Origin of the sequence: Sphingobacterium phlebotomi, assembly GCF_008180195.1 — a bacterium.
Lineage (GTDB): Bacteria > Bacteroidota > Bacteroidia > Sphingobacteriales > Sphingobacteriaceae > Sphingobacterium > Sphingobacterium phlebotomi.
On sequence record NZ_VTAV01000001.1, the window covers coordinates 159,347 to 182,181 of the forward strand.

Below are 22,835 nucleotides of genomic sequence, written 5' to 3' on the forward strand. Positions count from 1 at the left end.
ACTCAGTTATAAACGATAATAGTGAAATGGAAGGAATTCAAAATTTTATAAAAAATGGAATGTACATAGTTGTCGGACTATTCGTTTCCATTTTATGCGTATTGACGGCCCATGGTCAGGACAGTCAGGTTCGAAAAGCACCCGCCTATCCCCTGATTACACATAATCCGAATTTTAGTATCTGGTCGACTAGTGACCTTTTGACAGATAAAGTTACCGAACATTGGACCGGAGTAGCGCATGGCTTGACAGGCTACCTTGAAGTCGATGGTATCATGTACCGTTTTATGGGCAATGAGACGCTGCGTTATAAAACCATAATACCGGAAACTGACAGGGGACAGAGATCTCGCGTAAAATATATAGAGAAATCACAACGTGCGGGATGGAAAGCATCGGACTTCGATGATGCGAATTGGGAAGAAGGCCAGTTACCTATATCAGACAATAAGGCATTATCGGGTACGTTTTGGGAGTCGGATAATATCTGGGTAAGAAGGGAGTTCTCTCTTGACAAAATAGAGGAAAGCGAGCCACTATTCTTGAAATTACATCATGATGATAATATTGACGTGTACTTAAATGGCACGCTCGTGTTTACAAAGGAGGGGTGGAATCATCGGTTCGAATACTTCGATATTTCATCCAAAGCCAAAGGTCTTTTACATAAAGGAAAAAATGTAGTTGCTATACACCTAAAAAATACGGCTGGTGGCCGTTTTCTTGATTTTGATCTCGTCCATAGCGTAGCGTCTAATAAGACGGATGTCGCCGTTGCGAAGCAGACTTCGGTAGAGGTGCATGCTACCCAAACGAATTATTCTTTCGATTGCGGTACGGTAGCGCTGGAGGTTACCTTTACGTCGCCTTTATTGATGGATGATCTTGACCTCCTAGCACGGCCAGTCTCCTATATCTCCTATGAGGTGACGGCAAAGGATGGAAAGAAACATGATGTTAAGATACATCAAGAGGTATCTTCCGATATAGCGGTTTATATGTCCGACCAACAAGAAGTGGAAGGGCAAGCCTATCAAGACGGAGAACTCTCTATACTGAAAGTAGGGACCATTGAGCAGCCCATATTGCAAAAAGGAGCCGACGACATGCGTATAGATTGGGGATATCTATATGTCGCTGCTCCATCCGGTAACGATGTTAGGCAATTTGTGTCAGGCTATGCGGACGAGAAAAGTAGGGTAACCAACGAGAAACGGGCGTTGGGGCCATACCGAGGTAAATCGTTGACTTTGCATACCGAAATTTCATTAGGTCAGGTAGGTACTGCCCCTGTGAATCGCTTTCTGACGATCGGATACGATGAAGTATATGCTATTCAGTATTTCAACGAAGACTTACGTCCTTGGTGGAACAAAAATGGCGATCGCTCTTTCGAGGCACAGCTACATGCGTCGGTCGAGGACTACGGAAAATTGATGCAACAATGTACGGCTTTTGACAATACATTGCGCGACCGGGTAACACAAGCAGGCGGAGAAAAATACGCGCATCTTTGCGTCTTGGCTTATAGGCAAAGTATAGCGGCGCACACCTTAGTCGAGAGCCCGAAAAAAGAAGTTTTATGGCTATCCAAAGAGAACAACAGCGGTGGATTCATCAATACCGTAGACGTGACCTACCCTTCGTCACCATTATACCTAATCTACAACCCCGTCTTATTGCAGGGCATGCTAAATGGTATCTTTTACTTTAGTGAAAGCGGAAAATATCCACATCCTTGGGCAGCACACGATCTGGGGACCTATCCGTTGGCAAATGGACAGACCTACGGCGAACCGATGCCGGTAGAGGAGTCGGGGAACATGCTGATTATGACGGCCGCTATAGCCCGTGCACAAGGAAATGCACAATATGCGGAAAAGCATTGGAAGGTTTTGACCCAATGGGTCGACTATCTCGTGGAGGAAGGGCTCGATCCCAAAACACAACTTTGCACGGACGATTTTGCGGGGCATCTAGCACGTAATGCCAACCTTTCCATAAAAGCAATTATGGGAATAGCAAGCTATGCGAAACTGGCAGACATGTTAGGGTTGACAGATGTCGCTTTGAAATACCGAAAAATCGCGGAAGATATGGTGCCGAAATGGCTTACCTTGGCAGGTGCTGGAGATCATTACGCCTTGACTTTCGATGATCCGAACACCTGGAGTCAAAAATATAATCTCATTTGGGATAAGGTTTTGGATTTCGGCTTGTTCCCGGAAGAAGTGGTTGATAAGGAAATTGCGTATTATATTCCCCGGATGAAGCGCTTTGGTTTACCATTAGATAGTCGGAAGAATTATACGAAGAATGACTGGATTGTATGGACCGCAACGCTGGCGCATGATCAGGAGACTTTTGAAAAATTTATCGATCCGCTATTCCGTCATGTTCTGGAGGCGCCAACACGCGTTCCGCTGAATGATTTTTATGATGCGACAACCGGGATCCGTGAAAATTTTAAGGCACGGAGTGTCGTAGGCGGCTTCTATATGAAGCTGCTCGCCGAGGAATGGAAGTAGATAGGTTGATTTTGATTAGACATTGAGACGATTTGACGCTCTTTTGAATAAAAAGGTCAAGGTTTTGTTTGCTTTATATTGCATTTTTGGGACATAAACCGGGAAATCAAAAATAGAAACAATAATGAAGAAACTTTTTGCAGTTGCATGTCTACTCACAACCAGCTGGTTCGCTACACAGGCGCAGGATTGGAAACCAGCAGGAGACAAAATCTTAACCACCTGGGGAGAACGTCTAGATCCGAACAACCCGCATCCAGAATATCCTCGACCACAGTTGAAGCGCCAGGATAATTGGAAAAGCTTAAATGGATTATGGAAGTACACCGTTGTGAATAAATCCGTCTCGGAAAAACCAACATCTTGGGAAGGCGATATACTGGTGCCTTTTGCGATCGAATCCGCATTATCTGGCGTAGGACGAGAAGTCGGAAAAGACAAAGCCTTATGGTATAATAGAACTATATCGGTACCCAAAGCACTTCGTAGTGGACGTACGTTACTCCATTTTGGAGCAGTTGACTGGCAATGTGACGTATATGTGAATGGTCAGCATATAGGCCAACATGAGGGAGGTTTCGACCCCTTCTCTTTTGATATTACTGCAGCGTTAAAAAAAGGTGATAATCAGGAAATCGTGATACGTGTTTGGGATCCTACAAGTGATGGGCCTCAACCACGCGGAAAGCAAATTAATAATCCACATGGGATCTGGTACACGCCTGTAACAGGAATATGGCAGACCGTTTGGTTAGAAAGTGTGCCCGAAAGTTACATCGTAAACACAAAACAAACCCCGGATGTTGACCAATCCGTATTGCATTTTTCGGCTGAGGTAGCGGGAGCAAAAGCAGGAGATGAATTGCTTGTAGAGATCTATGACGGCACACAGAAGATTGGCGAACAGCAGCTAGCTGTAAACCAAGAATCGGCTTTATCCGTAAAGAACCTGACCTTATGGAGTCCTACAAATCCGAAGCTTTACGACCTGCAAATCAAGTTGCTGCGTGGTAAAAAAGTAGTGGATCAGGTGAAGAGTTATTTCGCGATGCGAAAAATCACCACGAAGAAAGGAAACGATGGTATTCAGCGCATGTATTTGAATGATGAATTTGTATTTCATTACGGTCCGTTAGATCAAGGCTGGTGGCCAGATGGGCTACATACGCCGCCGAGTGATGAAGCATTGAAATTTGATGTCATCAAAACCAAAGAAATGGGCTTCAATATGATCCGTAAACATATCAAGGTAGAACCTGCCCGTTGGTACCGTCATTGTGACAGCATTGGCATTTTGGTATGGCAGGATATGCCGAGCGGCGACCTGGGCGGAAACATCTGGGACATGCAGCCGGGTAAAATTTCTAATGGTGTTCACGACAAGGAAAGAACGCCTGAATCGGAGGCGATTCATAAAAAAGAATGGAAAAATATCATGGACGCGTTGCACAATTTTCCAAGTATTGTCGTTTGGGTTCCCTTTAACGAAGCTTGGGGACAATTTAAAACGAAGGAAATTACGGAATGGACCATGAACTACGACCCTTCGAGATTAGTGAATAGTGCCAGTGGAGGTAATTTCGCCTATGTAGGACATATCCTAGATATCCATAATTATCCCGGTGCCGCGATGCCTGATCCAAATCTTTTCGGTGACAAATTTGTATTGGCTTTGGGTGAATTTGGCGGCTTAGGTTTGCCAGTAGATGGCCACACATGGCAAGAAAAAGACAATTGGGGGTACCAATCGTTTAAGAACAAAGAAGAGCTTAAGGCACGATATCAAGAATTGGTTACAGATTTGAATGAGTTGATCAAACGCGGTCTATCAGCAGGCGTTTATACCCAAACAACGGATGTAGAGGTGGAAACCAACGGCTTGATGACCTATGATCGGAAAGTGATTAAAATTCCCGAAGTAGAGCTTAAGAAAATGCACGAAGTGTTATATCAGCATGTTGTGGAGTAATAACGTGTCAAGATAGCCTTCATGATGAATATCGTTATCAAAAGTATATTCCTAATTGGGTTTCTAACGCAAACCCTTACTTCTTGGAGTCAGGAACAACCCCATATTATCGTGATTTTAACCGATGATATGGGGTTTAGTGATATCGGTGCATTTGGCGGAAATTTCGTTCCAACTCCCCGGCTTGACGAGTTTGCGTTAGAAGGTACCCGGTTCACCCAATACTATAGTGCATCGCCGATTTGTAGCCCGTCGCGCACGAGTATCCTCACCGGTATGTTTCCGGCAGAATGGAATTTTACTACCTTTCTAAACAATAGACGGAGCAACGAACTGGCGGAGCAAACCAACTATCTCCATGTGCACGCACCTTCTATCGCCAAGGTACTGAAAGGTGCCGGTTATACGACGGCACATTTTGGGAAATGGCATATGGGTGGCGGAAGAGATATAAAAAATGCGCCAAAATTTAAGAAATATGGTTTTGATGAGCACGCAAGCACTTATGAAAGCCCAGAGCCGGATCCGGTATTGACAGCTACCGACTGGATATGGTCCGACGTAGATAGCGTAAAGCGTTGGGATAGGACAGCTTACTTCGTGGATAAAACGCTTGACTTTTTGCGTCGGCATCAGGGTACACCCTGTTTTGTAAACTTATGGCCCGACGATATGCACGATCCCTGGGTGCCTGAAGAGAACCGGCGGCAGTCGGGTCAGTTTCCGATGAACCCTAAGGAAGAGGCTGCATTCAAACTGGTGTTGGCGGAGTTTGATAAACAGATGGGCAGACTCTTCGACGGACTGCGCGAACTAGGTATCGCCGAGAATACCTTGGTCATCTTCACCAGTGACAACGGTGCATTACCGAGTTTCAAGGGCAGTCGAAACGGAGGCCTGCGCGGCACGAAGCTTTCGCTGTACGAAGGTGGTATACGAATGCCGTTCATTGTGCGTTGGCCTGGCCAAGTGCCTGCAGGCGCAACAGACAGTGTTTCGGTATTGAATTCGACAGATTTGGTGCCGACACTAGCCAACATCGCAACTGCCGAGCTACCCGCCAATTACAAAGGTGATGGCGAAGATCGCAAGTCCGTTTGGTTAGGAACACCAGCGTCGCGTACTAAAGATATGTATTGGGAATATGGTAGGAATGATTATGCGTTTAATTTCCCACGTGGTAGAGACCGGAGTCCCAATCTGGCCATCCGGTCGGGGAAATGGAAGCTGCTTATGGATTACCATAAAAATAATCCCGAATTGTATGACATGGAAGGGGATCGCAATGAAACGAGGAATGTAGCCGAAGCTCATCCAGATATTGTCAAGGAGCTGCGGACGAAGTTGATTACTTGGCGTAGTTACCTGCCGGAATTGACGACCGGTCGGGCAAATCCACCGGTTGATTGAGGATAGCTGATGAATAAGAGAACTTATCTATTAATCGCGGCGTCGATGGTACTGTCTCTTCTGGTGAGTGCACAAGAAAAGAAGCCTAATATCCTGTTTATTCTCGTCGATGACCTGCGTCCGGCATTAGGGGCGTACGGAGATCCTGTCGCAATTACACCGAACATCGACAAGCTGGCGGCACAAGGATTCCGGTTTGAGCAAGCGTATTCCAACCAAGCCGTTTGCGCACCCTCACGGTTTAATCTGCTGTTGGGTAGTAGGTCTACCTCGTCGGGGATTTACGGATTCGGACAAAATTTTCGAGACTATTATCCAGATGCTGTGACCCTGCCGCAATATTTTAAGCAGCACGGTTATCACACCGAATCAATGGGTAAGGTCTTTCATATCGGCCATGGTACTTACGCGGATGATCTATCTTGGAGCGTGCCACACCACAAGGAGTTGGTCATCGAGTATGCTGATCCGGCCAGTAAAGCGTTGGGATTCACGCGTGAAGAAGCGCTCTTTTCGAATCAGGAAGCTCGTGGACTGCCTCGGGGGGTCGCTTGGGAGTCGCCTGATGTTGCCGACGACACCTATGCGGATGGTCGTGTCGCCAGGCGGGCGGTGAATCGTCTTCGGGAGTTAAAATCGCAACCGGATCAACCGTTTTTCTTGGCCGTAGGTTTCGCCCGGCCGCATCTACCATTCTCTGTGCCTAAAAAGTACTGGTCACTATATGATGAATCGAAATTACCATTACCTACACATCGTGTTCGACCGGAAGGGGCTCCTCCATATGCGGTGAAATACGGTGTGGAAATTGATCAGTATGTTCCCATTCCAGAAAGAGTTACAGAAGCTGCCTTTCCGGACAGTCTTAGCCGTAAATTGATACACGGTTATTACGCGGGCGTTAGCTTTGTAGATACCCAGATTGGCAAGGTGCTGGATGAGCTTAGCGCGCTTGGTCTCGATAAAAATACAATCGTCGTGCTCTGGGGGGATCATGGGTATATGCTCGGTGATATGGGTATGTGGACGAAGCACGTCAATTATGAATTGGCGAACCATATACCTTTGATTATCTCCGCACCAGGGATGATACAACCTGACACGCATAGTGCACAGCTAACCGAGACGGTCGACATCTACCCCACGTTGGTGGAACTTGCAGGGTTGCCGACTCCGAAGGTGTCACAACCCTTTGATGGGTTAAGTATGGTGCCTGTACTCCAGGATCCGGAAGTCCGGGTCCGGGATCATGCCTACCACAGTTTTCCCAGAGGAGGGCGGTTGGGGCAGGCAATCCGTACCGATCGCTACCGGATGATAAAATGGAAGAAAATAGACGATATGGCGGAAACCGCGGAATATGAATTGTACGATTATCAGCATGGGCTGGCCGAAATCAAGAATATCGCCAAGGAAAATCCGAAGGTGCTCCAAGAGCTTCAAGCCATTCTGGAGCAGCATCCCAAACCGTTGCAGGAGCGTACCCGATAATTCCTATAGCGTCTTTTTGACATCTTATTTATGTTTTGCCGCATAATCCTTCGGACTAATTCCAAATTGTTTTTGAAAATTCCGCGAAAAATGGGACGCCGTACTGAATCCCAAAAGGTTAGCGATCTCGTAAACTTTATGCTCACCATCAAGAAGTAGCTGAGAAGCCTTATTCAATCGTGTTTGGTTTATTAATTCGTTTGGAGATAAATCCGACAAGACCTTGATTTTTCGATAAAGTGTCGGTCTACTCATAAACAATCTATCGGCCAGCATATCAACACAGAGCGCAGGGTCAGCCATGTTTTCTAAAATAAGCTTGTTCAGTCTTTTTAAAAATGCTTGGTCGGATTTATTATGACCATCGGTATCTAACGGACTGTTAGGTGTTCGCTGAAAATGATCTTTTACATGTTTCCTATTACGTAGTAAACTTGTGATTTGCGCCTCCAGGAAATTTGGAGAAAATGGTTTCTCGATATACGCATCCGCCCCATATTCCAGCCCTTCAATTTTTGATTGCAAACTGTTCTTCGCCGTCAACATAATAAAAGGTATATGGCTGTACTTGTCATCTTCTTTAAGCTTTGTACAGAATTCGTACCCATTTAATTGTGGCATCATGATATCACTGACGATTAAATCCACCTCGTGCGTATATACGTATTCCAAAGCCTCTTGGCCATTAAGCGCTTTTACTACCTCATACTTATCCTCTAGATCATCCGCTATAAAGTCTAAGATGTCCACGTGGTCATCCGCTAATAAAATAATAGACTTTCCTGTTTCCAAATCAATATGCATATGCATAGCATTATAATGGTATCTCTAAAACAAATATATTCAAATTTTCGGAATTCTTTTTATAAGCCAACGTTCCGCCATGCAAAGAAGCAAACGAAAAAGCTAGTGCTAACCCTAATCCAGAACCTTTGACCCGATAATGTGAGCTGGCGCGTTGGAATGGCTCAAAAATTTGTGTCATCTCTTCGTCGGGCAGCAAAATACCGTCATTTTTAACCTCGATGCAGAAAGTCAGACCGTCGATCTTTTGATACAGATTAATACGAACTTCTTTTTCTGCATATTTGAATGCGTTCGAAAGCAGGTTTGAAATAATCTTGTACATCGCTTCAATATCGATATTCGCCTCCAGTTTTCGGTCCAGCGATTTAAAGACTTTAATTTTTTTGCTCTCAATCAGTGGCGTAAAATCTTGTAAGCATATCAGAATAAGGGAACTAACCGATTGTTTTTTTAGTTTAAGAGAAAATTCATTGCTTTCTACTTTTCTAAAATCCAGCAGGTTGTCTGTCATAGAGAGGAGCTTTTCCGTATTTTGATGAATTGTTTTTAGCCACTTTTCTGACTTTCTAGGCTCAGCACCCAACATTATTTTTTCTAAGGGTGCTTTGATTAAGGTCAGCGGAGTTTTGATGTCATGGGTTATCTGCATGAAAAAATCCATTTTTGCTTTATACAGTTCCTTTTCTTTGTGGGCTTTGATTTTTTCCAGCCGTTGCCTATTCTTATCTTTCATTTTTTGATCGTACCAATACAGCATCATGCCTATGAGGCCGATAGATAATAGCGCATAAATAATATAAGCAGGAACACTAGCCCAAAAGGGCGGAAGTATTACAATTTCCAATGATTTTATTTTTGAAATGGGCGTCTTATTGGCGTCCGCAGCCATCACTTCGAAAGTATAATTGCCTGGGGGGATTTTCGTGAAATTTGCTTTTGTGTTATTTCTTAAAAAAGTCCATGTTGTGTCTAGTCCAACCAACCGATACAGGTAGGATGTCGAATTTGCAGAAGCAAAATTTAAGGCAACGAAATCAAGACTGACAGTGGATTCGTCGTATTTCAATTTTATTTTATGGGTATAGAGAATAGATTTTGATAAGGCGTTGTTTTTGTCGTATATCGTCAACTCTCGTTGGTTTGCCTGGATACCGGTAATGTAAATGGGCGTATCAAAATCCGTTTTATATAAGTCGGTAACAGATGATGGGTCAAACCTGATCAGTCCTTTTGACGCCCCAAAATAGAGTAACCCGTTGGAATCCTTGAAAGCAGAATTATAATTGAATTGAAGATCCAATAGACCATGTTCTAAATTATAAGTTTCAATTCTATGAGACTGGATATCCATTTTAACCAGTCCTTTGGTCGTCGATATCCACAGGTTTTCGGCATCGTCTTCTTGCATGGCCAAGATGAGGTTACTCGGCAGTCCGTCTTTGGAGGTAAAATGCATAAAGGATTGGTTATTTTTATCATAAATACATAAGCCGCTCTCTGTAGCAACCCAAATCTGTCCTTTTGAGTCTTGAAAGACACGGGTCACCCGATTGCTGCTAATGGTAGAGTGGTCTTTTGGGTCGTGTACAAAACGTGTCGGTTTATCTTCTCCCGGATCTAATTTGTATAGTCCGTCGCGCCAAGTGGTGAACCATAAGGTATGCTTCTTATCCTCAAAGATAGACGTAAAGAAAACATGACTGGGTACGCTTTTAAACGGAACAAAACGATCTTCGCCCGGAATAAATTGAAAAATTCCCGGAGCAGTTGCCAGGAGAATTTTGCCGTTGGATGTTTTATAGATATGATAAATAAAGTTACTCTTGAGTGTTTGATGGGTATTGTTAGAATCAAAATGTTTGATCACTTTTTTTTGTCGTACATCGATAACATCGAGTCCTTGAAAAAATGTGCCGATGAGCAAGCTGTCTCCTGTAATGAGCAAGCCATGTATATTGGTATGCGCCAACCCATCTTCCGTTCCAAAATTGATGAAGTTGTTTGTTTTTTGATCCCAATAGGCCAAACCCTGATCCTCCGTGCCTATCCAAAGATTTTGTTGTTTATCTTCCACAATTTCTCTGACAGCATGGCCTCCAATCGAGTTGGGCGAGTTGCGGGGAAATATCTTTTCAAATAGATTATGCTGTGGATGGTAGTAGTTTATTCCACCGAAAAAGGTACCGATCCATATCCCATCTTGATTGTCTTTCATAACAGAATACACGGCGTTATCGGAGAGACTCCACGGATTATCTTTTTCATGAAGTACCTGGGTGGTTTTACGCGTGTCGAGGTCATGTATGATGAGGCCACTTTCTGTTCCAATCCATAGTTGATTTTTGTTTACTTGCGTTATTTCCCGTACATAGAGTGGTTTATTGCCAATATTTTTAATAATGTGTTGTGTTTCTTTGCTGTTCCTGTCCCATTTGTAAACCCCATGATGAGACGTCCCAATCCAGATGTTGTTGTTATCGTCTACAAACAGTGCTTCCACCCTGCCCGTGAATTGCTTGCCATTGGAAAATGGATACTCTTTGCCGCTGTTTACATGGCAAATACTTTCCTTTAGGCCTATCCATACTTCGTTATTCTGATCGACACAAAAGGCGTGGGTTTTTTGTTTCCACCGTTTTGCATAAGTTTCATCAACTATTTGTGTTTTTGGATCGTATCTGTGCAGGCTACTATTGGAAATAAACCAAATATTTCCCGAACGATCTTCTGCAATTTGTAAAGTCTCACTTTTGAAAGTCTTATCGAAGGGTGAAAACTCCTCTTGTTGCGGATCATAGATATAGATGCCTTGGTCGGTACCCACCCAAATCTCATTCGTGTTGCGCACCATAAGGCTATGAATAAGGTTACTTCCTAAACTTTTTTCGTTTTCCGATTCGTGGAAAAAATTTTTGAAACGATATCCATCAAATCGATTCAATCCATCTCGCGTGCCGAACCAGATAAAGCCATCCTGATCTTGTACACTACATAATATAGCGTTGTTGGATAACCCCCGGTTTACTTGGAAATAATTGAAATAATAGGGAGAGGCAGCTAGTCGTAGAGAGAAAGCACAAAAAAACAAAAAAAGCCAAGTTCTTGCTAACATGTAAACAGGTTTATCTCATAAAAATAGCAGAAGTTTTTATAATCGACAAGGCTTAAGAGTGTTTGAGACAAATTCCTATTTTAATGATACAATTTTGATAGTAATTGTCCGGATATGTCTTTATAATGCGTTTCTTTTCAATTGATCCCAAATGTTAAAGAAAATCTTTAATATTGAGAAACTTAAAATAAACGAATGAAGAAAAATCAAATAAACCTACTTTCCGTATTGATCGTGGTACTCGTCGGAGCTTGCCAAAGTAATGCTGAAGAACAGAAAACTGCTTCAGGGCTCGAGCGGAAAAATTTTCAACGTGTTGTAAACGGTCAAGAAACGGATTTATTTACCTTGCGAAATAAATCAGGTGCAGAGGTTTGTATCACAAATTATGGTGGTCGGATAGTCTCCTTGTTGGTGCCAGATCGTGATGGACAGCTGCAAGATGTCGTGCTAGGCTTTGACAATATACAAGAATATGTGGATAAGCCATCCTCATTTGGTGCGACTGTAGGACGGTTTGCAAATAGGATTGCCTACGGGAAGTTCCTATTGGATGGTGATACGATTTCGCTTGATCGGAATAACGGTGAGCACACGATTCACGGCGGAGCAACCGGTTGGCAGAATCAAGTATTTGATGCAGAGCAGCCATCAACTAATTCGCTTGTACTGCGCTATGTATCGCAGGATGGTGAATCAGGATTTCCAGGTGAGGTTCACGTTGAAGTAACTTTTACCTTAAACGATGAAAATGCGTTAAAAATAGATTATTCTGCACAGACGGATAAGAAAACGGTCATCAACATGACGAACCATAGTTTCTTCAATTTGTCCGGTAATCCAGAGACAACCATATTGGATCATGTACTTTTGGTCAATTCGGATGCTTATACACCGTTGAACGAGCAGCTCATCACCACCGGTACGTTAGAGCATGTGACTTCTACTCCTTTCGATTTTATAAACGCGATTTCGATCAAGGATGCATTGGCACGTGATAGTTTGCATGCACAGTTGCAGCTCGCACAAGGTTTTGATCATAATTACGTCCTCCGCACGAATGAGAAACTGGAGACGCCGGCAGCTCAGGTATACTCCCCAGTTACGGGTATCGCCCTTGATGTGTATACAACTGAACCGGGCATGCAGGTTTATACGGGCAATATGTTGGACGGTTCTCGAAAGGGCAAAAGCGGAATATATTATCATAAACAGACAGGGCTTTGTCTGGAACCGCAACATTATCCCGATTCACCGAATAAGCCAGAATGGCCTTCGACAATACTGGAACCAGGAACAGCATATACCAGCTCCAGTATTTACCAATTTGGTGTCAAAAATTAAGCACAGCATACCGAGTTAACAAAAAGGCGATGTATTTAAATCTACATCGCCTTTTTTATGCATTTCTAAATGATACGATTATGCAAAAAAATGAGACAATTTAACGGGTTATTTTTATTGCCTTTCTCTAACATTGTATTAGCAATTAGAAATCGAAAATAGTGATGATGAAGTAACACCGACTAACTAGGTAAATCGAACGTATCTCACTTGTTTTTTATAAAATAAACGCTGCATTAGAACGGTTTAAAATTTTTTGTAATCGTGCTAATGTGGACAATATATTACGCAGACGCTAACACATAAAAGAAAAATTTTAACCAATATAAAAATGTATATGAAAGTAGAGAAGATGAGTAAGAGATGGAAGCCCTTCCATGGAGTATGGCTTGCCTTGATTATGCTTTGCTTCGTGCAGTGTAAAGATAGTAGCGAGGATAGCTCCATAGCAGATTTTGATCCTTCAAAGCCGGTCTCGGTAACCGATTTCCTTCCCAAAGAAGGTGGATCGGGAAGCAATTTGGTCATCTATGGAGACAACTTCGGGAACGACCTATCGCGTATAAAGGTGGTAATCGGTGGGAAGAAAACAAAAGTTGTGAATGTAAAAGGGAGCAGTTTGTATTGTATAGTGCCATCAGAAGCTTTTAAGGGCGATATACAGGTTCATCTATTAGATGAGCAAGGTGAAGAGCTCGTTCAGGCATCCGCAAAGGAAAATTTTGTTTATGTGCCGAAATGGGTTGTTTCCGATTTTATTGGTAAGTACTATGAGGTGGACAATGATTTTGAAGAAAAGGAGGGGCCATTTGATGATTGTGGGGGCTTCAAAGGGATTTCGTGGTTAACCTTTGATCCGTTAAATCCAAACCATCTTTATTTTTCGGCAGACAACCACAGCGCGCGTAAGATCGATTTTGAGAACGAATGGGTCAGTTATTTTCGGCACGGATTTGCTAGGGCGACAGCGATTAACTGGAAACTTGATGGCGACCGGGATATGATTGTTTCCGAGAACCATGCCAGTGATACCAGAAATGCCCATTATATCTTTTCCCGATCTTCGAATTTCCAGCAAAGTACGGTGATTAATCAAGGCGCTCGTGGGGTTCAAGGAGCAATGGTTCATCCTATAAATGGAGAGTTTTACTATTCTTTATTTCGTGCAGGAGAGGTACATCGATATGACTTTGAAACACAACAACGTAAATTAGCTTTTGCAAACCCATACAGTTCTGTGGCCATTTTCATGGTTGTCCATCCTTCCGGTGACTATGCTTATATCACGAACTATAACACCCATTATATTTTACGTAGCGATTACGACTATACCAAGAAGACGTTTAAAGCGCCTTATCCGGTGGCTGGCGGATCACAGAATGCAGGTTGGCTTGACGGTGTGGGAACCAATGCGCGGTTAAATAACCCATCACAGGGCGTATTTGTGAAAAATCCAGATTATGAAGAACAGGGAGGTGACCAATATGACTACTATTTCTGCGACGCATCTAATCATTGCATTCGTGTGTTAACGCCCCGGGGAAGGGTGAGCACCTTTGCCGGCCGTGGCAATAATGGTACGAGTGGCTATTCGAACGGTGACCTTCGCCTAGAGGCGCGTTTTAATATGCCGAAGGCAATTGCATATGACGAGTTAAGAGAATGCTTTTACGTGGGCGATACCAATAATTGGATTATTCGAAAAATTGCAAAAGAAACGCCCGACGAAAATGAAGAAGAAATTGCGGATGAGACAGCCAAACAATAACCAATAAGATAAAATTATGATAATGAAGAATTTGATGATGCTAATATGCTTTGTTTTCTTGAGTATGGTCTCTAAGACGTTTGCGCAACAAGACACTGTACAGCAGGAAATTACTATTACAGGCGTGGTTACCGACACAAAAAATGAACCGCTTGCCGGCGTAAACGTATCGATCAGCAACGTGCCGGGACTCGGTGCCATTACGGACGAGGCCGGAAAATATAGTCTTAACGTACGTCGTTATCAGACAATTGTCTTCGCGTTTGTCGGATACGATAATGTAGAGGTCCTGTTGAAAGAGCAAAATGAAGTGAACATAGCGATGAAGGAATCTGATGCCAGTGTGATCAACGAAGTTGTGGTGACAGCAACGGGAAATCAACGCCGGATTGCGGTCACGGGCGCTATTACCACCGTCGATGTAGAACGGTTAAAATCAAATCCATCGACTTCTATGGTGGACGCTCTTGCGGGACAGGTCCCAGGTGTCATGGCGATGCAAACATCGGGTAGACCCGGTGCGCTCTCCGAATTCTGGATACGCAGTATTTCGACTTTTGGGGGCGGTAGTGCCGCCTTAGTATTGGTCGATGGCTTCGAACGGAGTATAAATGAAGTCAACGTGGAAGATGTGGAGTCCTTTACCGTATTAAAGGATGCCTCCGCCACGGCCATATATGGTAGCCGCGGAGCGAACGGTGTAATCTTGATCAATACCAAACGCGGTAAAGACGGAAAAGTGGATATTAATGCCAAGACCGAAGGTTTTTTAAGTTCTTTTACCAAGCTCCCTGATTTTGTAGACGGATACACGTATGCCTCCATGGCTAACGAAGCCAAGACCACCCGAAATCAGGAACCACTGTATTCAGCCGCCGAACTGGAGATTCTTCGTTTGGGACTGGATCCTGACCTATTGCCTGATGTGGATTGGATGGATGTGCTGATGCGGGACGCTGCATACAGTCAGCGCCATGTGTTGAACTTTCGTGGAGGAGGTAATACCGCACGATATTACCTGTCGGGAGGATATCAGGATCAACAAGGGATGTACAAAGTAGACAAGGCTTTGAAAGATTATAATACCAACACGAATTTCAAAAGGTATACTTATCGCTTATCTGTAGATATGGATGTCACGAAGTCCACCTTGATAAGAGCGGGCGTTTCCGGTTCCTTACGCACGCGGAATGATCCAGGTATTGGAACAGATGCGATCTGGACATCCCTGATGGGCTATAACCCCGTGATATTTCCCATAACCTACTCGGATGGAAAGATACCCTCCTGGTCGAATTCAGATGGTAATATTAACCCATGGGTGCAGGGCACGATGACAGGATATCGTGAGAGTTGGTCAAATAATATACAAACGACGTTAAACCTGGAACAAAACCTAAAGTTCATTACGCCAGGACTCCGGTTTATTGGGCGGTACGGTTATGACACCAACAACCACAACTGGATTAGACGATTTAAGCTCCCTGAATTGTGGAATGTGGCCCGCTTCCGTAACAATGGTGAACTTGTGTTCACACGCGTTGCCGAAGAGAAAATAATGGAACAAACGTCGGGATCCAACGGTGAGCGACGGGACTTTTTTGAATGGGACCTCATTTATAATAAAAACATCAAGAAGCATCATTTTGGGGCCATTGCTAAATACATGCAGTCGTCTAAAGTCTTTACGCAAGGGTTAGGAAGCGACCTTAAGAACGGCATTGCCCGGCGTATTCAAGGTCTGTCCGGACGGGTCAATTACAACTTTGATCGCCGATATTTTTTGGATTTTAACTTTGGTTACACGGGTTCCGAAAATTTTCATCGAGATCATCGTTTTGGTTTCTTTCCGGCCTTCTCCGGTGCATGGAACGTTGCAGAAGAACCTTTCTTAAGAGATGCTGATTGGATAGATATGTTTAAAATACGTTATTCGCATGGGCGAACCGGTAATGACAATTTAGGCGATACCCGTTTCCCGTATTTATATGATATTGAGACTATATATGCAAGAAATGATAATGGAGAAATTATCTATGACAATGGAATTCCACGGCCTAGTGGGGGCTATAACTTTGGTGATATTCAATCCCCTAATTATAGAGGTGGGATGCGCTATAGTTCGGTTTCGTCTCCTTATGTCTCTTGGGAGATTGCCACCAAAAAAGACCTTGGGATTGACTTCTCCTTATTTCAGGACAAATTTTCGGGTGTGATAGATCTATTTTCTGAACGACGCGAAGGAATTTATATGACGCGTGCGTATCTGCCAAGTTTTGTCGGTCTCGAAGGAAATACTTCTGGGAATGTGGGAGTGGTTGACGTCCGAGGTTTCGACGGTAACGTCACGTTTAAACAACGGGTGAATAACGTTAATCTTACCTTGCGCGGAAATATGACCTATAGTAAAAATGAAATACTAGAGCGGGATGAGCAAAACACAATTTATGATTATCGCTTACAACAGGGACATCGGGTGGGGCAAGCCCGAGGACTTATCGCATTAGGGCTTTTCAAAGATTACGATGATATCCGTAATAGTCCAACGCAGACGTTCGGCGAAGTGATGCCTGGTGATATCAAATACAAGGATATTAACGGCGATGGTATTGTGGACGACACGGATGTGGCGGCTATCGGGGCTACTGTTAGGCCTAATTTAATTTATGGCTTTGGCCTCTCTGCCAATTGGAAAGGTTTGGATATCAACATGCATTTTCAGGGTGCAGGAAAATCAAGTTTCTTTATTAACGGTACAACGGTGTATATGTTTCAAGGTGGGCCAGCTGGCGATGGCTGGGGAAATATACTTAGTCAAATGGCCTACGGCAATCGCTGGGTACTCGGAGAAAACGAAGATCCAAATGCGGATTATCCAAGACTCAGCTACGGTGGCAATCCGAATAACTACCGTGCTTCTACCTATTGGCTTAGGGATGGTTCCTATTTGCGCCTTAAAACGCTGGATATCGGTTATTCATTACCTAAATCATTAGTTAATAGGATTCGACTGAATAATGCGCGATTCTTCTTTATCGCGACCAACTTACTTACGTTTTCAAGTTTTAAACTTTGGGATCCCGAACTAGGAAATTCGGATGGAAAAGAATACCCACTAAGCAGGACGCTTTCGTTAGGTTTACAAGTTAATCTATAAACAACACAGAGAATGAAAAAAATCACGATAATATTATCTGCCGTCGGACTAATGTCTATCCTCGGAGGTTGTGCTAAATACCTCGATTCGGAATACCTATTTGACGAACGGATGACGACGGAGACAGCATTTGCCGATAGGGATCATGTAGATAGATGGTTGGCGCGGACTTACTACTTTCTTGGGACAAATGTGATGCAAGATGTCACGAGTAAAAAAACAGTACGTTTCAATTTTGCGGACGATATGTATTACGGCGATATGAGCGATGAATATGCGCGCTGGAAAAAAGGGCAGTACAACGAAACGGGTTTGGGAGGCGAAAATCAGATTATCTGGGAAAGAGCCTACCAAGGTATACGTCAGGCCTCTATTTTTTTAAACAATATCGATATCAATACGGAGATTTCAGATGTTGAAAAAGCGGATATGAAAGGACAAGTACGTTTCTTGAGAGCATACTTCTATTGGGCCCTGCTTCGCACCTTCGGGCCAGTGCCCATTGTACCCGACGAAGGTATAGATTATACAGAGAGCTATGACGATATTGCACAACCGCGCAATAGTTACGAGGAATGTACGGCTTATTTGGCCAATGAACTAGCAGAAGCAGCAAAAACACTACCGATGAGTCGGAGTATACAGCAGATCACCCGTCCTACGCGCGGGGCCGCCCTGTCCCTTCGCGCCAGAGTACTGTTATTTGCCGCGAGTCCGTTGTATAATGGCAAAGCGCCAGCCGATGTTGCTGCAGCATTAGTCGATAAACAAGGAAACCCCTTACTCCCGACGACATACGATGAATCTAAGTGGGCGAAAGCAGCGGCAGCAGCTAAAGATGTAATGGATTTAGGTCGCTACCAGCTGTACGTGGCTTATCGGAAAGAAACGGGCGATATTATGTATCCGGCGACGGTTACACCTCCTTATGATCCCAATTTTTCAGACCATAACTGGCCTTTAGGTTGGCGAGATATCGACCCATTTGAATCCTATCGTGCACTGTTCAATGGTCAGGTTCCTAGTTTCCAAAATCCGGAGTTGATTTTTACACGTGGTCAAAACCAGGGTGGTGAGAATATCCGTGTCATGGTATTGCATCAATTGCCGCGAGGAAACGCTAATGGATACAATTCGCACGGGATGACTCAGAAACAAGCTGACGCATATTACATGAACGATGGAAATGATATACCCGGTATGAACGATATGTACGCTGGTCGGCCGGGATATGCTGGGCGTTATAACACGCTACCCCGCGCATCCGGGGTGGTGACGCCAGAAGAAGTGAGTGACTACCCGGAACTTGGCATTCAGGCCGAGAAAGTCCACAAACAATATGCAAGACGCGAACCACGATTTTATGCTTCCGTTGCCTATAATGGTTCGACATGGAATTTGGACAACGAGATCAATTATCCAGAACTAAAGAATCCACAGATATTCTATTATTTTGACGAAGTAAACGGTTATAGGCCCGGTGTCACGTATTGGTTACGGACTGGTATTGGCATTAAAAAATTTGTCCATCCGAACGATACGAGAATGATTTCAACCAATACGGGTTACGATGTCAGTAATATTGAACAAAAGGCAGACCCGGCCATTCGCTACGCAGAAGTGCTCTTAATCTATGCTGAAGCATTGAACGAGCTAAATGGAAGTCATAGCGTTTCTTCTTATGATGGTAGTAAAACACACACCATATTTAGGGATATAGCTGAAATGAAACAAGGCGTCCAACCCATACGAATTCGTGCGGGATTGCCAGATTACGATGACGAGATTTACAGCGATGCGGACAGATTCCGGATCAGCCTGAAACGCGAACGACAGATCGAACTGTTTGCAGAAGGCCATCGCTATTTCGATCTGCGTCGATGGATGGATGCGCCCACAGAAGAGGCGGCACCAATCTATGGTTGTAACACTTGGATTTCAAGTAACAGGCCTGACTTTTTTCATACGCCTGTTGCAGTCCCTTCTCTACCCTCTATTTTTACATTGAAGATGTGGTTTTGGCCGATCCATTGGGATGAACTGAGAAGAAATAAGGAATTAACACAAAATCCGGGTTGGACAAATCCTGAATAACGAATATAATCTCTAAAATGATGAAGAAGATATATAGCCTATTTTTAGCAATGATTGCCTTGATGTGTTGTTTTTCATGTAACAATGAGTGGGAAGATGAACAGTATGAGCATCTGGTATCTTTCAAAGCGGTACCCAATACAGAAGGGGTGAGCTGGACGTATGTACGCTATAAAGCAGATGGAAAAGTCAAATTTGATCTTCCTGTACTTGTTAGTGGTTCGACGCCGAATACGTTAGATCGTACTGTACGTTTGGGATTGGATTCGGATACACTATCCTATTTGAACCGAGAGCAATTTGGGGAACGGGAGGGACTTTATTACCGGCAATTGGAGGATAAATATTTTAGTATGCCGGAAACGATTACTGTGCCTGCAGGCGAAAGCCAAGTGACTATCCCTATCGAGTTTTCATTGGCAGGCATAGACGAAGCAGATAAATGGGTGCTTCCGTTGCAGATATTAGACGATCCTGCGGGTAGTTATCAGGTTAATCCACATAAGCATTATAAAAGAGCGATGTTGCGTATAGCGCCGTTCAATGATTATTCTGGTATCTATAACGGTAATTTGTATAAAATGATACTGGAAAAAGATACGACGAATTCTTTGACCTTCGACACATATCGGTCTTATGTGGTAGACGAGGAAACGATCTTTTTTTATGCCGCAACTAGGGATGTCGACTATCTTGACCGTAAAAATTATAAGGTTTTCGTACGGTTTACAGACGAGCCAATAGACCTTTTAAATGTTAAGAAAAAGCTGGAGATTTGGAGCGATAATACCGAAAATAACAATTTTAAGATGGAAGGTGATCAACCGTATTATACTATCGACGAAGAGTGGGATCCTGTAAAACCTTATCTAAAGCATATATACATTACCCTCTCTTTTGCATACTCCATTGAGGATTATAGTTCCGTACCAGGGCTGCGATTGAAATATGAAACGGAGGGAACGCTATCGATGCAGCGTGATTTGAATACGTTAATACCGGATGAGGATCAGCAGATTCAATGGTAATTTTATATTTAAAAACACAATGAAAATGTATAAATTAAACTTCATGATAAGCAACTGTTGTATATTAGCACTTGCACTGTTTTGGTCATGCAAAAGCAGTAGTAACGTAGCCCCCATAGAAAACCAAAAAGATGATGACCCAGCGACCGTTGTCGTAGCAGCAATATCCGATTTGGTTGCGGAAGAAACAAGCAAGAAAAACGAACTGATACTCAGTTGGATTAATCCGCCGGGCACGGTGTCGGTAGTCCTTTCTTACACGGAAGAGGGAACCGATGTAGAGCATATTGTCACACCTCATATACGGGTAGATGGTGCAAGTAGAAGTTCGTATGTATTAAAATTGCCGCGATATGCTGCCTATAAAATTACCGCAGTAGCGATGGATAATTATGGAAGAAAATCGGAAGCAAGCACGATAACAGCCACGCCCTCCGAGGAAGATTCCTATGAGATCATCGAAAATAAATTGCCGATTGCCGATCCTTATGTTTTATATCATGGTGGTAAATACTATGCCTACGGTACACGCGTGAACGGCTTTGAAGTCTATACCTCTGAAGATCTGAAACATTGGAAACGTGGTGAACATTTGGCATTATCTCCAGAGAATTCCTGGGGCGATAGGTGGTTTTGGGCGCCAGAGGTATATTATGTGGAATCCAAAAACAGGTTCTATATGTTCTATTCGGTAGATGAGCATATCTGCGTAGCTACATCGAATAGACCTGAAGGGCCATTTATACAACAGGAAAAAAAGCCTGTCGTAAGTGAAAAAGCAATCGATACGCATTTTTATATCGATGAAGATGGTAAACCCTATCTTTACTATGTACGTTTTACGGGAGGTAACGTAATTTGGGTAGCGGAAATGAATGATGATTTAAGGAGCATAAAGCCGGAGACGTTGACGGAATGTATCCGTGCACAAGACCCTTGGGAAAGAAAGCAAGGAACGATTGCGGAAGGACCATCTGTGTTGAAACGCGGTGATACATACTACTTGATGTACTCGGCTAACCATTTCGAGAGTAAAGATTACGCTGTCGGGTATGCCACAGCTACATCGCCGAGAGGACCTTGGAAGAAGTATGAAGGTAATCCTATTTTGCGCAGAGATATGCCTACGGCTTCTGGGCTGGTTGGAACAGGACATGGTGCACCTTTCGTTATGTCTGATGGTGGATTTAAATATATCTATCATGCACACGCCAATGAGAACAGTGTCGGGCCACGTACGTCTTATATCAACGATATGGAATTCTCAGCTGATGGTGTCATTCGTATTTTCGGTCAGGCTATCCATCCGGTAGTGGTGAAATAATTTCTTAAAACAACAGCGTCCGGTGCTTAATATTGCCGGACGCTGTTTTTAACCTTTACAAAATTTGCTCAAGGATTTCCTCCAATTCATCTCCTCGAATATTTTTGGCCACTATCTTTCCGGAAGGATCCAAAAGGAAGTTTTGCGGAATGGCCTGTACATAGTATAGATCGGCTGCGGTATTCTGACGTGTTTTAACGTCTCCAACTTGTTTCCATATTAGACCATCCTCTTGGATAGCCTTTTCCCATGCGGCCTTTTCGACATCAAGTGTGATGCCCAAAATAGTGAAATTTTGCTGCTTGAAACGATCAAAAGCACGAACCAGTACCGGATTTTCCGCACGGCAAGGCTTACACCAGCTTGCCCAAAAATCGATCAACACATATTGCCCCTTGAAATCACTTAGTTTGACCTCTTTCTCATCGACATCATATTGCACAAATTCAGGAGCTTGTGCGCCGATTGCAATGCTTTTGAGCTGGTTGACGACCTGACCTGTTTTCATACCTTTGGGAGAATTTTTTACTTCTTCGGATAACAGTTGGTAGAGCGGTTCAATGATATGAGCATCTTGGGGGATGGGTAATAATAAGTGATCCATGGCATCGAGGCTAACAAAGGAGTCAGGATGTTTCTTTACAAAACCGGTGACAGCCTGAGCAATGAATTCATTATATTTCATATCGCTCTCTAAAGGACGGGATAACAGCTCTTTTAATTCAGCCTTGAGATCTTCTTGTGCGTTGATGTTCGCTATGTATGTACAACAGGCCACGAATAGTAATAGTAATCTTTTCATT

13 protein-coding genes are annotated in these 22,835 nt (G+C 43.5%); 10 read left to right on the forward strand and 3 right to left on the reverse strand.

Translation table 11 applies throughout. The annotated features are described in order from the left end of the window. Positions 1–59: 59 nt before the first annotated feature. From FXV77_RS00610 to FXV77_RS00625, 4 genes are all read left to right on the forward strand, one after another. The gene (locus FXV77_RS00610) at positions 60–2,528 is read left to right on the forward strand and encodes a glutaminase family protein (RefSeq protein WP_148917291.1); all 2,469 of its coding nucleotides are present in this window, start codon (positions 60–62) and stop codon (positions 2,526–2,528) included. 124 nt (positions 2,529–2,652) lie between these two features. Then, on the forward strand, positions 2,653–4,497 hold the full coding sequence (locus tag FXV77_RS00615; protein WP_148917292.1) for a glycoside hydrolase family 2 protein: 1,845 nt from the start codon (positions 2,653–2,655) through the stop codon (positions 4,495–4,497). A gap of 21 nt (positions 4,498–4,518) precedes the next feature. Further along, positions 4,519–5,907 carry a sulfatase family protein gene (locus tag FXV77_RS00620; RefSeq protein ID WP_246162128.1) on the forward strand — a complete coding sequence of 463 codons (1,389 nt, stop codon included), beginning with the start codon at positions 4,519–4,521 and terminating at the stop codon, positions 5,905–5,907. Between the two features lie 9 nt (positions 5,908–5,916). Further along, positions 5,917–7,398, forward strand: a complete 1,482-nt coding sequence (locus FXV77_RS00625; protein WP_148917293.1) for a sulfatase — start codon at positions 5,917–5,919, stop codon at positions 7,396–7,398. Positions 7,399–7,422: 24 nt separating this feature from the next. Here FXV77_RS00625 and FXV77_RS00630 read toward each other — a convergent pair whose 3' ends face one another. Both FXV77_RS00630 and FXV77_RS00635 read right to left on the reverse strand, forming a co-directional pair. Beyond that, entirely contained in the window at positions 7,423–8,208 is a 786-nt protein-coding gene (locus FXV77_RS00630) for a response regulator transcription factor (protein ID WP_148917294.1), read from the reverse strand. Between the two features lie 4 nt (positions 8,209–8,212). Continuing rightward, on the reverse strand, positions 8,213–11,317 hold the full coding sequence (locus FXV77_RS00635; protein WP_148917295.1) for a ligand-binding sensor domain-containing protein: 3,105 nt from the start codon (positions 11,315–11,317) through the stop codon (positions 8,213–8,215). Between the two features lie 195 nt (positions 11,318–11,512). Between FXV77_RS00635 and FXV77_RS00640 the strand changes: the two genes are divergently transcribed. The 6 genes from FXV77_RS00640 (at position 11,513) to FXV77_RS00665 (ending at position 22,032) form a co-directional block, all read left to right on the forward strand. After that, positions 11,513–12,661 (forward strand): aldose epimerase family protein, encoded by a 1,149-nt coding sequence (locus FXV77_RS00640; protein ID WP_148917296.1) that lies wholly within the window; start codon positions 11,513–11,515, stop codon positions 12,659–12,661. A gap of 337 nt (positions 12,662–12,998) precedes the next feature. After that, a complete protein-coding gene (locus FXV77_RS00645; RefSeq protein WP_148917297.1) occupies positions 12,999–14,429 on the forward strand; it encodes an IPT/TIG domain-containing protein in 1,431 nt (476 codons plus the stop codon). 22 nt (positions 14,430–14,451) lie between these two features. Further along, complete coding sequence (locus FXV77_RS00650) at positions 14,452–17,586, forward strand: SusC/RagA family TonB-linked outer membrane protein (protein ID WP_148917298.1); 3,135 nt, start codon at positions 14,452–14,454, stop codon at positions 17,584–17,586. A 12-nt stretch (positions 17,587–17,598) separates the two neighbouring features. Then, entirely contained in the window at positions 17,599–19,680 is a 2,082-nt protein-coding gene (locus tag FXV77_RS00655) for a RagB/SusD family nutrient uptake outer membrane protein (protein WP_148917299.1), read from the forward strand. A gap of 17 nt (positions 19,681–19,697) precedes the next feature. Then, positions 19,698–20,708, forward strand: a complete 1,011-nt coding sequence (locus tag FXV77_RS00660; RefSeq protein WP_222867676.1) for a DUF4973 domain-containing protein — start codon at positions 19,698–19,700, stop codon at positions 20,706–20,708. Between the two features lie 25 nt (positions 20,709–20,733). Further along, entirely contained in the window at positions 20,734–22,032 is a 1,299-nt protein-coding gene (locus FXV77_RS00665) for a glycoside hydrolase family 43 protein (RefSeq protein ID WP_222867677.1), read from the forward strand. Positions 22,033–22,087: 55 nt separating this feature from the next. Here FXV77_RS00665 and FXV77_RS00670 read toward each other — a convergent pair whose 3' ends face one another. Further along, the gene (locus FXV77_RS00670) at positions 22,088–22,834 is read right to left on the reverse strand and encodes a TlpA family protein disulfide reductase (RefSeq protein WP_148917300.1); all 747 of its coding nucleotides are present in this window, start codon (positions 22,832–22,834) and stop codon (positions 22,088–22,090) included. Between the last annotated feature and the right edge of the window lies 1 nt (position 22,835).

What these genes read in the sequence shown, in the direction of transcription:
- FXV77_RS00635 (WP_148917295.1), bottom strand. Translation starts at nt 11,317, where the DNA reads ATGTTAGCAAGAACTTGGCTTTTTTTGTTTTTTTGTGCTTTCTCTCTA.
- FXV77_RS00655 (WP_148917299.1), top strand. Translation starts at nt 17,599, where the DNA reads ATGAAAAAAATCACGATAATATTATCTGCCGTCGGACTAATGTCTATC.
- FXV77_RS00615 (WP_148917292.1), top strand. Translation starts at nt 2,653, where the DNA reads ATGAAGAAACTTTTTGCAGTTGCATGTCTACTCACAACCAGCTGGTTC.
- FXV77_RS00610 (WP_148917291.1), top strand. Translation starts at nt 60, where the DNA reads ATGTACATAGTTGTCGGACTATTCGTTTCCATTTTATGCGTATTGACG.
- FXV77_RS00650 (WP_148917298.1), top strand. Translation starts at nt 14,452, where the DNA reads ATGAAGAATTTGATGATGCTAATATGCTTTGTTTTCTTGAGTATGGTC.
- FXV77_RS00620 (WP_246162128.1), top strand. Translation starts at nt 4,519, where the DNA reads ATGATGAATATCGTTATCAAAAGTATATTCCTAATTGGGTTTCTAACG.
- FXV77_RS00625 (WP_148917293.1), top strand. Translation starts at nt 5,917, where the DNA reads ATGAATAAGAGAACTTATCTATTAATCGCGGCGTCGATGGTACTGTCT.
- FXV77_RS00645 (WP_148917297.1), top strand. Translation starts at nt 12,999, where the DNA reads ATGAAAGTAGAGAAGATGAGTAAGAGATGGAAGCCCTTCCATGGAGTA.
- FXV77_RS00670 (WP_148917300.1), bottom strand. Translation starts at nt 22,834, where the DNA reads ATGAAAAGATTACTATTACTATTCGTGGCCTGTTGTACATACATAGCG.
- FXV77_RS00665 (WP_222867677.1), top strand. Translation starts at nt 20,734, where the DNA reads ATGTATAAATTAAACTTCATGATAAGCAACTGTTGTATATTAGCACTT.
- FXV77_RS00630 (WP_148917294.1), bottom strand. Translation starts at nt 8,208, where the DNA reads ATGCATATGCATATTGATTTGGAAACAGGAAAGTCTATTATTTTATTA.
- FXV77_RS00660 (WP_222867676.1), top strand. Translation starts at nt 19,698, where the DNA reads ATGATGAAGAAGATATATAGCCTATTTTTAGCAATGATTGCCTTGATG.
- FXV77_RS00640 (WP_148917296.1), top strand. Translation starts at nt 11,513, where the DNA reads ATGAAGAAAAATCAAATAAACCTACTTTCCGTATTGATCGTGGTACTC.